At 53.3% G+C, this 13,622-nt stretch carries 13 protein-coding genes; 8 read left to right on the top strand and 5 right to left on the bottom strand.

The window, feature by feature from the left end; translation table 11 throughout:
* Positions 1-6: 6 nt before the first annotated feature.
* Both rnk and uspG read left to right on the top strand, forming a co-directional pair.
* Positions 7-417 carry a nucleoside diphosphate kinase regulator gene (gene rnk / locus GA0061071_RS09640; protein ID WP_061494421.1) on the top strand — a complete coding sequence of 137 codons (411 nt, stop codon included), beginning with the start codon at positions 7-9 and terminating at the stop codon, positions 415-417.
* A gap of 149 nt (positions 418-566) precedes the next feature.
* Positions 567-995, top strand: a complete 429-nt coding sequence (gene uspG / locus GA0061071_RS09645; protein ID WP_061494420.1) for a universal stress protein UspG — start codon at positions 567-569, stop codon at positions 993-995.
* Positions 996-1,093: 98 nt separating this feature from the next.
* Here the strand turns inward: uspG and ahpF are convergent, their stop codons facing one another.
* Both ahpF and ahpC read right to left on the bottom strand, forming a co-directional pair.
* Complete coding sequence (ahpF, locus tag GA0061071_RS09650) at positions 1,094-2,659, bottom strand: alkyl hydroperoxide reductase subunit F (protein WP_061494419.1); 1,566 nt, start codon at positions 2,657-2,659, stop codon at positions 1,094-1,096.
* 244 nt (positions 2,660-2,903) lie between these two features.
* Positions 2,904-3,467 (bottom strand): alkyl hydroperoxide reductase subunit C, encoded by a 564-nt coding sequence (gene ahpC / locus GA0061071_RS09655; RefSeq protein WP_061494418.1) that lies wholly within the window; start codon positions 3,465-3,467, stop codon positions 2,904-2,906.
* Positions 3,468-3,832: 365 nt separating this feature from the next.
* On the opposite strand from ahpC, the gene dsbG reads away from it, so the two are divergent.
* Entirely contained in the window at positions 3,833-4,579 is a 747-nt protein-coding gene (gene dsbG, locus GA0061071_RS09660) for a thiol:disulfide interchange protein DsbG (protein ID WP_088237085.1), read from the top strand.
* Between the two features lie 30 nt (positions 4,580-4,609).
* Here the strand turns inward: dsbG and GA0061071_RS09665 are convergent, their stop codons facing one another.
* On the bottom strand, positions 4,610-5,770 hold the full coding sequence (locus GA0061071_RS09665; RefSeq protein ID WP_088237084.1) for a pyridoxal phosphate-dependent aminotransferase: 1,161 nt from the start codon (positions 5,768-5,770) through the stop codon (positions 4,610-4,612).
* Between the two features lie 116 nt (positions 5,771-5,886).
* Here GA0061071_RS09665 and GA0061071_RS09670 point away from each other — a divergent pair, with 116 nt between their 5' ends.
* The 4 genes from GA0061071_RS09670 to GA0061071_RS09685 all read left to right on the top strand — a co-directional run bounded on the left by GA0061071_RS09670 (position 5,887) and on the right by GA0061071_RS09685 (position 8,636).
* Positions 5,887-6,501 (top strand): methylthioribulose 1-phosphate dehydratase, encoded by a 615-nt coding sequence (locus GA0061071_RS09670; protein ID WP_088237083.1) that lies wholly within the window; start codon positions 5,887-5,889, stop codon positions 6,499-6,501.
* A complete protein-coding gene (mtnC, locus tag GA0061071_RS09675; protein WP_088237082.1) occupies positions 6,498-7,187 on the top strand; it encodes an acireductone synthase in 690 nt (229 codons plus the stop codon). Before GA0061071_RS09670 ends, mtnC begins: the two co-directional genes overlap by 4 nt.
* The gene (locus GA0061071_RS09680; protein ID WP_088237081.1) at positions 7,184-7,726 is read left to right on the top strand and encodes a 1,2-dihydroxy-3-keto-5-methylthiopentene dioxygenase; all 543 of its coding nucleotides are present in this window, start codon (positions 7,184-7,186) and stop codon (positions 7,724-7,726) included. Before mtnC ends, GA0061071_RS09680 begins: the two co-directional genes overlap by 4 nt.
* A gap of 337 nt (positions 7,727-8,063) precedes the next feature.
* Complete coding sequence (locus tag GA0061071_RS09685; protein WP_088237080.1) at positions 8,064-8,636, top strand: DUF1349 domain-containing protein; 573 nt, start codon at positions 8,064-8,066, stop codon at positions 8,634-8,636.
* A 48-nt stretch (positions 8,637-8,684) separates the two neighbouring features.
* Here GA0061071_RS09685 and GA0061071_RS09690 read toward each other — a convergent pair whose 3' ends face one another.
* The gene (locus GA0061071_RS09690) at positions 8,685-10,604 is read right to left on the bottom strand and encodes a methyl-accepting chemotaxis protein (protein WP_088237079.1); all 1,920 of its coding nucleotides are present in this window, start codon (positions 10,602-10,604) and stop codon (positions 8,685-8,687) included.
* A 468-nt stretch (positions 10,605-11,072) separates the two neighbouring features.
* On the opposite strand from GA0061071_RS09690, the gene GA0061071_RS09695 reads away from it, so the two are divergent.
* Positions 11,073-12,614: a methyl-accepting chemotaxis protein gene (locus GA0061071_RS09695; RefSeq protein ID WP_061494410.1), complete on the top strand. Its 1,542-nt coding sequence runs from the start codon at positions 11,073-11,075 to the stop codon at positions 12,612-12,614.
* A gap of 237 nt (positions 12,615-12,851) precedes the next feature.
* On the opposite strand, the gene GA0061071_RS09700 is transcribed toward GA0061071_RS09695, so the two are convergent.
* Positions 12,852-13,622 carry a hypothetical protein gene (locus tag GA0061071_RS09700; RefSeq protein WP_088237078.1) on the bottom strand — a complete coding sequence of 257 codons (771 nt, stop codon included), beginning with the start codon at positions 13,620-13,622 and terminating at the stop codon, positions 12,852-12,854.

A 13,622-nucleotide genomic window follows, 5' to 3' on the forward strand; every position in this document is an offset into this window, starting at 1 on the left:
TAACAGATGTCCAGACCTGCCATTATCATTAATGAGCGAGACGCCGAGCGCCTCGACCGACTGCTTGAGCAACCGGCTCACGCCAGCCTGCCGGTCGCGGATGCACTGAATGAAGAACTGGATCGTGCACAAATGTGTGCGCCGGAAGCCATGCCGCACGATGTGGTGACAATGAACAGTCGGGTGAAATTTCGCGAGCTGAAAAGCGGCGAAGAGCGTATCCGCACGCTGGTCTACCCGGCGCAAATGACCGACAGCGCCAGCCAGTTGTCAGTACTGGCCCCGGTGGGCGCGGCGTTGTTGGGCTTACGGGTTGGTGACACTATTCACTGGGCATTACCCGGGGGTGCCACAGCCGATCTCGAAGTGCTGGCGCTCCTTTACCAGCCCGAAGCCGCTGGCGATTTTATGCTCTGATCACGCCGCTGCTTTGTTTTGCAGAGGATGCGCTCGCATCCTCTTTCCGCCCTTTTCCTCTCCGTTTTTATATTTGCCAGCCAGGCAACAAAATATTTCTGCCCTTTATGCTTCAATCAGATGGACATAATCTACAGGGAGAAGCGTTTATGTATCAGACAATCATTATGCCGGTCGATGTTTTCGAAATGGAGTTAAGCGACAAAGCCGTGCGTCACGCTGAATTTCTCGCGCAGAGCGAAGGCGTTATTCATTTGCTGCATGTATTACCCGCCTCCGCCAGCCTGAGTCTGCACCGCTTCGCCGCCGATTTACGCCGTTTTGAAGAACATCTGCAACACGAAGCGCAAACGCGCCTCAGCACCATGATCACGCACTTTAATATCGATTCCTCACGTATTCATACCCATGTCCGTTTTGGTAACGTGCGCGATGTGCTGAATGAGTTAGCTGAAGAACTGCATGCCGATATGGTAGTGATTGCCTCGCGCAATCCGTCTATCTCCACGCACCTGCTCGGCTCCAACGCCGCCAATATTGTGCGCCACGCGCATATCCCGGTGCTGGTCGTCAGGTAGACCCGGTCAGACGCAAGCCACCGATGGGCATAAAAAAAGAGGCTACCCAAAGGTAGCCTCTTTCGTTTGCAGGTAATGTCTGACTTTCTTATTTATGATTACGCACTTTTTGTGCGAATGAGGTAGTCAAACGCGCTCAGCGACGCTTTAGCCCCCTCACCCGAAGCAATAATGATCTGTTTGTACGGCACCGTCGTGCAGTCACCGGCCGCAAACACACCTTTCACGCTGGTTTCACAACGGGTATCGATAATGATCTCACCCATGCGGTTGCGCTCAATTGCGCCTTCCAGCCAGGTGGTGTTCGGCAGCAGACCAATCTGCACAAAGATCCCCGCCAGCGCCACATGGTGCACATCACCACTGACACGATCGCGGTACTCAAGACCGGTCACTTTGCTGCCGTCACCTTTCACTTCGGTGGTCTGCGCATTCAGAACGATGTCGACATTTTTCAGGCTACGCAGCTTATTCTGCAACACCTGATCCGCTTTCATCTCGGGAGCGAACTCCAGCAACGTGACGTGCTCAACAATCCCGGCGAGATCGATAGCCGCTTCCACACCGGAGTTACCGCCGCCAATCACCGCCACGCGTTTACCTTTAAACAACGGGCCGTCGCAGTGCGGGCAGTAGGTCACGCCTTTGGTGCGATATTGCTCTTCACCCGGTACGTTCATGTTGCGCCATTTCGCCCCGGTGGCAATGATGATGCTGCGGGCTTTCAGCACCGCGCCGGAGGCGGTTTCAATCTGATGCAGGCCGCCTTCAACCGCCGCGGGCGTCAGTTTGCTGGCACTCTGGCTGTCAATCACGTCCACATCATACTCAGCCACATGCGCTTTCAACGCGCCAGCCAGTTTCTGACCTTCGGTTTTCGGAACCGAGATATAGTTTTCAATGTCGACCGTATCCAGCACCTGACCGCCGAAACGCTCGCCCATCAGACCGGTACGAATGCCTTTACGGGCCGAGTAGATTGCCGCCGCTGCGCCTGCCGGGCCGGAACCCACAATCAGCACATCGTAGGCATCGCGTTTATTCAGTTCTTCCGCCGCACGTTTCTCTGCACCGGTATCAATTTTGGCCACGATCTCCGCCAGCGTCATACGCCCTTGGCCAAACTCTTTGCCGTTCACAAACACAGCCGGAACACCCATCACGTTACGATCGGTGATTTCGTTCTGGAAAGTTCCGCCATCAATTGCCGTATGCGTGATGCGCGGGTTCAGTACCGCCATCAGGTTCAGCGCCTGCACCACGTCCGGGCAGTTATGGCAGGAGAGCGAATAATAGGTTTCAAAGGCAAAATCCCCGTCGAGATCGCGGATCTGCTCAAGCAACGCCTGCGCCTCTTTTGACGGATGACCACCCGTCCACAGCAGCGCCAGCACCAGGGAGGTAAATTCATGACCCAGCGGCGAACCGGCAAAGCGTGGCCCTTGAGTAGAGCCAGGGTTAGTGATCAGGAATGACGGCTTACGCACCGCCAGGCTGTTGTCTTCTTTAAAGGAGACCTTGTCTGACAGTTCCGCGATTTCAGCCAGCAGTTCCTTGATTTCTGCCGATTTCGCGCTGTCATCCAGCGTAGCAATCAGCTCAACAGGTTTGGTCAGTTTCTCAAGGTAGGCCTTGAGTTGCGTTTTCATATTGGTGTCGAGCATCGTCATTCCCTCTCTTAAAACATCATCATGCAAGCCGAATCATGTAAGGCTGCATCAATGCAACTTGCATCATGGTGCTGAATAAAACGGGCACCCAAAAAGCACCCGTATGTGAGGCAAATTCCTCGTATTTCTTGTCACAGGAAGGCGGCAAGCTTATGAATCCCCCGGAGCTTACACCAGTAAGCGACCGGGCTGAGTAAGCGCAGCCAACACGCCTGTAGCATGAAAGACGCCGGAATTTTTAGATTTTACCAACCAGGTCCAGAGACGGAGCCAGCGTCGCATCGCCTTCTTTCCATTTTGCCGGGCACACTTCGCCTGGGTGAGAAGCAACATACTGTGCCGCTTTCACTTTACGCAGCAGGTCAGATGCGTCGCGGCCGATGCCTTCAGCGGTCACTTCGATAGCCTGAATGATGCCCTGCGGGTCAACGATAAAGGTACCGCGGTCAGCCAGACCTTCGTCTTCACGCATGTTTTCGAAGTTACGGGTCAGGGCACCTGTCGGGTCGCCGATCATCGCGTATTTGATTTTCGCGATGGTGTCAGAGCTGCTGTGCCATGCTTTGTGGGTAAAGTGGGTATCGGTGGAAACAGAGTATACGTCCACACCCAGTTTCTGCAGTTCGTCGTAGTGATCTGCCACGTCGCCCAGTTCGGTCGGGCATACGAAGGTGAAGTCAGCCGGGTAGAAGAAGAAGACGCTCCAGCGGCCTTCGGTATCTTTCTCGGTTACTTCGATGAACTCACCGTTTTTGAACGCCTGGTTTTTAAAAGGTTTAATCTTGGTATTAATTAAGGACATCTCTACTTCCTCCGTGTTTTCGTTGGGGTGTAAGTTAACGAACTTTATGTGACAGGGCTAATGCGTTTGCATTATCAAATCAATAAGCGTTAGCTAACAACCCGCAATAAGCAACCTTGAGAGCGATCAATTTGCCAAACGTAAAAAGGCCACCGCGACGGGTGGCCTCGATACCTGAAATACCCGTGGGTGCTTCAGCGCCAGCAAGCTGGCAATGTGTTGCGCTCATAACCAAAGGTCATCAAGCCAATCGATTAGACCATCCCCGGCGACCCGCGACAATGCCAGCCGGGCGGGGTCTTATCTATGGCTGCGATAGGTCTACCCTAAGTTGAATTTTACCCATTGATTTTATAAGGATTGTTATGTTCAAGCGTCTGTTAATGCTGACATTGCTCCCGCTCACCCTGCACGCGGAAGAGCTGCCCGCGCCGGTAAAAGCCATTGAAAAGCAAGGCATCACCATTATCAAATCCTTTGACGCGCCTGGTGGCATGAAAGGTTATCTTGGCAAATACCAGGACATGGGGGTCACCATTTACCTGACGCCAGACGGCAAACACGCCATCTCGGGGTATATGTATGACGAAGCAGGCAGCAACCTGAGCGAAAAACTGATTGCTAAAGAGATCTACGCGCCTGCCGGGCGCGCGCTGTGGCAACAGATGGAAAAAGCCGACTGGATCCTGGACGGTAAAAAAGAGGCGCCGCGGGTGGTGTATGTGTTTGCCGATCCTTACTGCCCCTATTGCAAGCAGTTCTGGCAGCAGGCACGCCCGTGGGTAGAGTCCGGCAAAGTGCAGATCCGTACCCTGCTGGTCGGCGTGATCAAACCGGAAAGCCCGGCGGCGGCCGCCGCCATTCTGAGCGCGAAAGATCCGGCGAAAAGCTGGCATGACTATGAGCAATCCAACGGCAAAATGGCGCTAACCTTGCCCAAATCCGTCCCGCCGGAAATAATGAAAAAACTGAACAGCAACCAGAAAATCATGGACGATCTCGGCGCAAACGCCACGCCTGCGATCTACTACATGAATGAAGATAATGTGTTGCAGCAGGAAGTCGGGCTGCCAGATGCTGAAAAACTGAAAACCATCATGGGCGACAAATAACGGCGACGCAGAGCGCGCCGCCGAAGAGAGTTACAGTTTACACAGGCGCTCTGCCGCTGCCAGCAGCGTCGATTCCTGTTTTGCAAAGCACAGACGAATAAGCTTATGCGGGAAGGGATCGGCGCAGAACACCGACAGCGGGATAGCCGCCACACCCACCTCTTTTGTCAGCCACTGGCAGAAGCTCACGTCGTCGAGATCGGAAATAGCGCTGTAATCCGCCAGCAGGAAATAGGTGCCTTCACAGGGCAAAATCTCCAGCTTGCTGTTGCTCAGCGCGTTGACCAGGACATCGCGGCGGGCGCGGTAAAAGGCCGGCAATTCACGATAATGCTCGGGCGCTGCACGCAACATGTCCGCCAGCGCCAGCTGTGCCGGCGTATTGACAGAAAACGTCAGATATTGATGCACCTTACGCAGCTCCGCGCTGATAGCGGCCGGTGCCACGCAGTAACCCACTTTCCAGCCGGTCATATGATAAGTCTTACCAAATGAGGACACCGCCACCGCCCGCTCACGCAGTTGCGGGTGCGCCAGCACGCTGGCATGGCCCTCTTCGGCAAAGCAGATATGTTCGTAGACTTCATCGCTGATGACATAAATTTCACGATCGGCAATCGCCTGCCACAGCGCAGCGAAATCCGCACTGCGCCACACCGTTGCCGACGGGTTGTGCGGTGTGTTGAGGATCACCAGCCGCGTACGATCGCTCAGCAACGCGGCAAATGCCTGCCAGTCGACGCGAAACTGCGGCGGCTGCAACGCAATGCGCTTCAGTACGCCACCGGAAAGTTCCACTGCGGGCGCATAGCTGTCGTAACTGGGATCAAAGCAGATAACTTCATCACCCTGACGCACCAGTGCCGTAATGGCCGCATACAATGCTTCCGTCGCCCCAGCAGTCACCGTAATGTCGCTATTCACATCCGGTTTATGACCGTACAGCGCTTCGGTTTTATCGGCAATGGCTTCGCGCAACGCCTGCACGCCTGTCATCGGCGCGTACTGATTCGCCCCCTGCGCTACGTGGTGCGCCAGCCGCTCCTGCAAATAGCGCGGGCCGTCGAAATCCGGGAAGCCTTGCGACAGGTTGATCGCCTGATGCTGCTGCGCCAGCGCGCTCATTTGCGTGAAGATGGTGGTGCCAAGTGCGGGAAGTTTACTCTCAGGAATCAGTGGGTTATTGCTCATCGTTGCGTGCCTGCTTGTAATACTCATGTTGCTGCCACTATAACACGATGTTAGTATTTGGCAATCAAGACGCTTAGACGTCTATACGATAACAATATTCCTGATAAGGAAGGGTGATGACAGACAACCTGCAACTCCATGAACTCGTTTCCGCCTGTCACTGGCTGGGCGCGAAAGGCTGGGCACCAGCCACCGGCGGCAATATGTCGGTGCGCCAGGACGCCGACTGGTGCTGGCTGAGCGAATCCGGTAAAGACAAAGGCAACCTGACCAGCGCAGACTTTTTGCAGGTTTCCATTGCCGACAATCATGCGCCTTCCGGCCGTAAACCCTCAGCGGAAACCGGGTTGCATACCCTGATTTATCGTCTCTACCCGCAAGCCCATGCAGTGCTGCATGTACATACCGTCAACGCGACAGTGCTCTCCCGCGTAGAGAAATCCGCCACACTGCAACTCAATGGTTATGAGATGCAAAAATGCCTGCGCGGGCAGACCAGCCATCTGGACACCGTGCCGATGGCGATTTTCGATAACGATCAGGATATCGACGCGCTGGCAAAACGCATTGAAGACTATGCGCAAACACACCCGTTACCGTATGGTTTTCTGCTACGCGGTCACGGGCTGACCTGCTGGGGGCGCAATGTCGCCGAAGCGCGCCGCCATCTGGAAGGGCTGGAATTTTTATTTGAATGCGAACTGCAGCGCCGCCTGCTGGAGAGACTATGATCCGCGCTATCGTTACCGATATTGAAGGCACCACCAGTGATATCCGCTTTGTGCATAACGTATTGTTTCCTTACGCCCGTGAGCGTCTGGCCGCATTTGTCACTGCAGAGCAGTATAAAGAGCCGGTCAGCACCATCCTGAACAATCTGCGCGACGAAGTGGCGCAACCGGATGCCAGCGCAGCCGAACTTATTGATGTGCTGTTTGCTTTTATGGATGAAGACCGCAAGTCGACGGCGCTCAAAGCGTTGCAGGGGATCATCTGGCGCGACGGCTACGTCAACGGCGATTTTACCGGTCACCTTTACCCGGACGTGCTGCCGCAGCTTGAAAAATGGAAGGCGCAGGGCATTGATCTGTATGTATATTCCTCTGGCTCCGTTGCTGCGCAAAAACTGTTATTTGGCTACAGCGACGAAGGTGATATTACTCATCTGTTCAGCGGTTACTTCGATACGCTGGTGGGTGCGAAGCGGGAGGTGCAATCCTACCGTAACATTGCCACGCAGCTTGGGCTGCCGCCCTCGTCCATTCTGTTCCTGTCAGATATTCACCAGGAGCTGGACGCCGCCGAAGAAGCCGGTTTTCGCACCATACAACTGATTCGCGGTGATGATGACGCAGCCAGCCATCATCATCAGGTTCCCTCTTTCAGCAACATTAAGCCGGAGCAGATACCGTCATGAGCGCCCTGACGATTTACACCGATACCGATGCCAGCACGCCGGTGTGGCACAGCACAGAAGCGAGCGAAATCCAGCAGCAGCTGAACGCTAAAGGCGTGCGATTTGAACGCTGGCAAGCAGACCGCGACCTGGGCGCGGATCCCACGCCGGAGGCGGTGATCACCGCTTACCAGCACGCTATCGACACACTGGTGGCGGAAAAAGGCTACCAGAGCTGGGATGTAATCAGCCTGCGCGCCGATAACCCGCAAAAAGAGGCGCTGCGCGCAAAGTTCCTTAATGAGCACACCCACGGCGAAGACGAAGTGCGCTTCTTTGTGGAAGGCGCGGGTTTGTTCTGCCTGCATATCGGCCACGAGGTTTACCAGGTGCTGTGCGAGAAAAACGATCTTATCTCCGTGCCCGCAGGCACCCCGCACTGGTTTGATATGGGTTCAGAGCCGAACTTCACTGCAATCCGGATTTTTGATAACCCCGAAGGGTGGATAGCGCAGTTTACCGGCGACGCGATAGCGAACCAGTATCCTCGCCTGGCGTAACAGGATCTTCACCGCCAGGAAAAATCAGCGAATAGCGGAAACAAAAAAACCATCTTAACGATGGTTTTTTTGTATTTTCATTTGTGGGGGTCGGCTTGCATCTTTTCATGCGTTGCATACAAAGTGCCGTTGGGCAAATACGGCAACGATCCCTGGTCGTCAGGTCACAGGTATTCAGTAACGTTATTCCACCTCATCACGCTTGGTATGTGTTGATACACCTTTCTATAACTCAGCACAGGATGTTCGCCGGGAACGACATACTGGAATTTTCCATCATAACCATGCTAAACCCTGAGTACGCTTTTCAACGTTCAGCGCGAAACAGGAGAGCACTGTGCAGGACGATTTTTACTGGATCAACACGCCGCGTGTCTGGCACAAAACGCCGGACGGGCTCAGCGTCGTGACCGATGGCAATACCGATTTCTGGCAAACCACCTGGTACGGGTTTGAGCGCTTCAGCGGGCACGGTTTTGTACGCGACGTAACGGGGGATTTCACCTTTCAGGTGCGGATACAGGCTAACTTCTCTGCACTGTACGACCAGGCGGGCATTCTGCTGGTGGCCGACAAACAGCACTGGCTGAAAGCCGGGATCGAGTTTAACGACGGCGCACCGGCGATAGGCAGCGTGTTAACACACGGGCAGTCAGACTGGGCGACCGGTATTTTCCCTGGCGATGCGGGTGACTTCTGGCTGCGACTGAGCCGCAAAGGTGATGCCCTCAGACTGCAATACTCCACCGACGGTCAGGAGTGGCCGCTGTTGCGGCTCTGCCCTTTTGCGCACACGCAATGTGCCGTCGGCGTGATGTGCTGCACCCCCGAACGCGAAGGTCTGGAGGTGCGTTTTACCGATATCACCTTAACGCCGTTGCTGGAAAAGGACCTTCACGATCTCTCCTGAGCACCAGGGCGTGACGTGGTCAGCCTCGCAGGCTGACCACAGCCTGATTCAGAACGTCTCCCAGTTCCCTTCGCCAGCCGGAGCCGCCGTTTGAGTCACAGGCTGAGCGGTAACGGTGCGTGTTTTATGCACTTTACTTTCCCCTTCATGACCCAGTTTAAACAGGGAAATCAACCGGCTTAACTGGCCGGATTGTTGCTCAAGCGAGCCTGCGGCGGCAGAAGATTCCTGCACCAGCGCGGCGTTTTGCTGGGTGGTGGTGTCCAGTTCGCTCATCGCTTTACTGATCTGATCAATACCGCGGCTTTGCTCGTCCGAAGCATGGGAAATTTCAGTCATGATGCCGCTTACGCCCTCCACGGAAGAGACAATCTCTTTCATGGTTTCTCCGGCTTTGTTCACCATTTCTGAGCCAGAACTGACCCTCGCGACCGACTCCTGGATCAACTCTTCAATCTCTTTTGCAGCCTGCGCGCTGCGTTGGGCAAGGCTTCTGACTTCTCCTGCCACCACGGCGAAACCCCGCCCCTGCTCTCCGGCGCGAGCCGCTTCCACCGCCGCATTCAGGGCAAGGATATTGGTCTGGAAGGAGATACCGTTGATCACGGTGATGATGTCTTTAATTTTATTGGAGCTTTCGGTGATGTTATCCATCGTGTGCACCACGTCAGACACCAGCTTGCCGCCGCTCTGCGCATTTTTCGCCGCCGTCTGCGCGAGGTTACTGGCTTCGCGGGCGTTATCCGCATTGCGTTTTACGGTGGAGGTCAGCTCTTCCATACTGGCGGCGGTTTCAACGACCGCCGCCGATTGTTCCTCCGTACGGGAGGCGAGATCGGTGTTGCCAGCGGCAATCTGCGAAGATGCTGATGCCACGCTGACCACCGATTCTTTGATTTGTGAGATCAGATCGCGCAGTTTCTGGTTCATGGCCGCCATTGCTGAGCTCAGGCGCCCCAACTCATCGGTGGATTCCGCTTCAATAACGGCCGTGAGATCACCCTGGGCAATGCTTTCCGCCAGCGTCAGGTTGTAACGGATCTGCCGTGTCATCTGCCGGGTGATCAGCCATGCCGTGACCAGGCCAACCAGCACGGCGCAGACGGTGACTACCAGCAAAATGTAAATCACATTGCCAATGGAGGCATTGCTCTTCTCAGTCTGCATTTTCGCCAGACTATGGGTGACAGTGTTGAGCTTATCCGCAACGCCCGAGAGCGCATCCGACGCTTTCTGGGCTTTTGCCAGCGCAGCAAAGTAGGCATCAATCTGGTGATCCAGGTTCTGCAACTGGTTATGCACGTCATCCACCATCACCGTATCTGCCGTCCCTTCCCCCTGTTTTATCAGGGCGTGGAGCGCATTGGCATTTTGCAGCGCCTCAGAGAACTGGCTCTTATCTTCTTTGCCGCGAGAGGCGACAATACCGTCGGCATCTGCCTGCAGCGCCGCCAGTAACATCATGTAATTGACATCGTTTTTCTGTGGAGCCGCACTGCCTTTTATCGCATCGCTGTATTCGGTGAACACCGGGTGATTCAGCGCTGCCAGAACCTGTTTCGCTTGTTCCGTCGCGGCATTTTCATCAGCCACCAGGTTGTTACGTAACTGCACATAGTGCGGAAGCGTGGATTTCAGCTCTTCAAACAACAGTCCGGTGTCATGCTCCCAGATAAGGTTGCTGCCCTGCTCAATACCGGCAGACATTTTTTCGATAGCGGCATGGTTAGCCTCCATCGTTTTTTGATCATGATTCAGTTGAAAAACAAGGCGATTTCGTCTGGCTGTATTCAGATCCTCACTAATCTGGGTCACCAGTCGCGCTTTATCCGAGTGATCACGGATCACCGACAGTTGATAAACACTGACTACAGAAGAAAGAATGATAATGGCGAGCAAAACAGAAAAGCCGCCAAATAGCTTTGCCGCTACGGAGAGATTTTTGAACATAGTAATCTGACGTGCCATCTGTTTACTCCTTAACGCCCTGTATGAGAATGATGACAACAGAAAAATGCCGAAAACACCGGGTTAGCCTGCTTAGTATTATCAGGCTAATCTCTGGTGCGGCGACATTAATGCTGTGTATTTGATGCTTTATCTACTATCGGCAAGCCGCGCTTTTTTAATTAGTCAAAAAACGCATTAAAAAATAATAGTTATGTTTTTCCCTATTAAATAATAACTACGATCACATTTTCTTTTATATGATATATCAAGGTGACTCACACCTCCTTGCTGGAATATATTATATACAATCACTCAATAACAAAAATTACGTTACCCATTGTATTAAAACCCTATTTTAGCGACACTGCTTATTATTATGGTTTGGATCAAAAAATATTCTTTTTTTACGTAAACAGCCGTGAAGATTTTAGTTAGGACGCCGATAAAAAAAAGGACTCCTCTCTATGGAATGTTTCTGAGGCCATTATGACCATCCTGAAGAAATTGTTATTTGTTTTTTTAATCACGTTTGTTGCAATAATCATCCTTGGCGGCCTGAGCATACGGGCTTTAGATAAAGCGCAGGAACGTTTTGATTATGTTGTAGATAATACTCTACCCAGCGTGAGTAAAATCAGTGAAGCGCTCCAGCACCGAGAAGAAGCCAGACGGCAAATTCTGATGTCATTGCTGGTTAATGATGAAAACGTGTTTACCAAGCATATTACCCAGGCAAAAGATGAACTGGGGAAAACACGTGCCATTCTCGATTATTACAAAACCAATCTGATCAGCGATAAAACGGATGGCGAGTTGCAGCAAAAAGCCAGCGACTCATTTGATGAATACGCCCAAAAAGTGGATGCGTTGATTACCGCCTACCACAGCGACGGGGGCATTGAAGCTGCCCGAAAAATGGTCTCCGATGGCGGGATCACGGCAACGGCTTCCGTGGCACTCAGCGCCAATTTAAATGGCATGCTCAAATATAACTATGATCTCGCTAAAGAATATGCACAAAACAACCATCAGCAATATATCAGTACCTTCTGGCTACTGGTTGGCACCATTATTGGTTTAGTGGCGCTGGTAGCCGTTTTCGCAACGTCTATTCTTAGCTATCTGAATAAAGGTTTAAAAAGCCTGCAGACCAGTATGGGAACAATCAGTAATACCCTGGATTTAACCGTAAAAGTGGATCTGCATAAAAAAGATGAACTTGGTGCAACCGCAGAGAGTTTTAATAACCTGATGGATAAAATCCGCCAGGTGCTGGCAAGCGTAAAAGAAGCCAGCAACGAAGTGGATATTGCCGCCAGTGAAATCGCCAAGAGTAACGATGATCTCTCTTCCCGCACGGAATCCCAGGCCTCGTCACTGGAACAGACCGCTGCCAGCATGAATGAGCTGTCGGTGACGGTAAAACACAATATGGACAATGCCCAGGAAGCCAATACGTTTATTGGGCGCGTTCAGTCCATGGTCAATGAAAGCCATCGGGAATTGAGTTCGCTGCAAAAATCCATTGACGATATTTCTGCTTCATCGGCGAAAATCTCTGAAATTACTGACATTATCGACGGCATTGCTTTCCAGACCAACATCCTCGCGCTGAACGCGGCGGTGGAAGCGGCCCGCGCCGGGGAACAAGGCAAAGGCTTTGCGGTGGTGGCCGGAGAGGTGCGTTCCCTGTCGCAGCGCTCGTCCGTGGCCGCACGGGATATTCGCGGGTTAATCGATGAAGCGATCAAAAATGTGGATCAGGGAGTCAGTTATGCGGCGAACGTCACCACCCGTATGAACGACGCATTGGGCGCAGTCGATGAAACCACGGTGCTTATCAACCAGGTCAATAACTCCTCCACCGAGCAGAGTCACGGCATCGAGCAGGTGAATATCGCCGTCAGCCAGATGGAGGGGAATTTGCAGCAGAACGCCGCGATGGTGGAAGAGATGGCCACGGCCGCAAACTCTCTGAGTCACCAGGCCGGGAAACTGCTCAACGATGTGAATGCATTTAAATTGTAGCCACAGAGCCGGGTGTTTCGCGCATCCGGCTTACACCTTCGCCCCACGTCGGCACAGCACCATCAGCACCAGCGTGCCAGGACTTAACCCGATAAACACAACATCCAGAGAAGTGGCCATTCTGTTCTCCTTCGTTCTTGCCCTCTGCAATGGCACTCCCCTACTCGCTTATCCAGGCGCTGTACGAGATAAATACCGCCACGTGGAGAAACCCGCCGCTGAAGAGGTTCAACCGGCTCATCCCGTTGGGGTGAGTCGATTGATCCCCATTGCCATCACCTGCGCCGGATCGAACAGCGATAAGCTCTCCACCTGCGACAGCAGCAGCACTTTGCGAAAATCCAACGCGGAGCGCGGTCCCGACGTTAAATCAATGTCGTGCGACGCGTACCAGGCGCTGTAATTATGCTCAACATGCAGATCGAGCGTATTGTCATCCCGGTAGCCGCTCAGCATCGGGATCAGTACGATGTTATTGGCATCACCGCTATCAAACGTTGCGGTATGGATCATGCCAATGTAAATGCGCTGCGACTTGAGCGTTATCCAGGCCAGGTCGCCCTTTTCCATACACTGATAAATCAGCCCTTCAACCCCATTTGCCCGCGACAGATGTTTATACAACTCCCGTCGGCCATGGCTATCGAGACGCGCACTGCCAGACCAGTTGGAGCGCCAGAGGCAAAAGATGACGGCGAACGCAAGCATGATCACCACCGGTGCCTGGATGCCTAAAAAGCTCCAGTTCATAAAGCTCATGTGCAGATGGTAGTGCTCCGCGTCAAAAAATGAAGGCAGTGCATTCATCACCGCAGAGGCGAGCAGCAGACCGAGCCATAGCAACGCCGTAGCCAGCATCCCCTGTAAGACAAAGACGCAACCATACAACGCGACCAGAAAATAGACATCCCAGCCAAAGCTGCGTTTGAATTTGAAACGCGTCGTCAGATCGTGGGAGGTATACCAGTAGCCACACACCATCAACACCATAAAGATCGCTGTTCCCAT

The organism is Kosakonia oryzendophytica (genome assembly GCF_900094925.1).
In the GTDB taxonomy this organism is placed as follows: domain Bacteria; phylum Pseudomonadota; class Gammaproteobacteria; order Enterobacterales; family Enterobacteriaceae; genus Kosakonia; species Kosakonia oryzendophytica.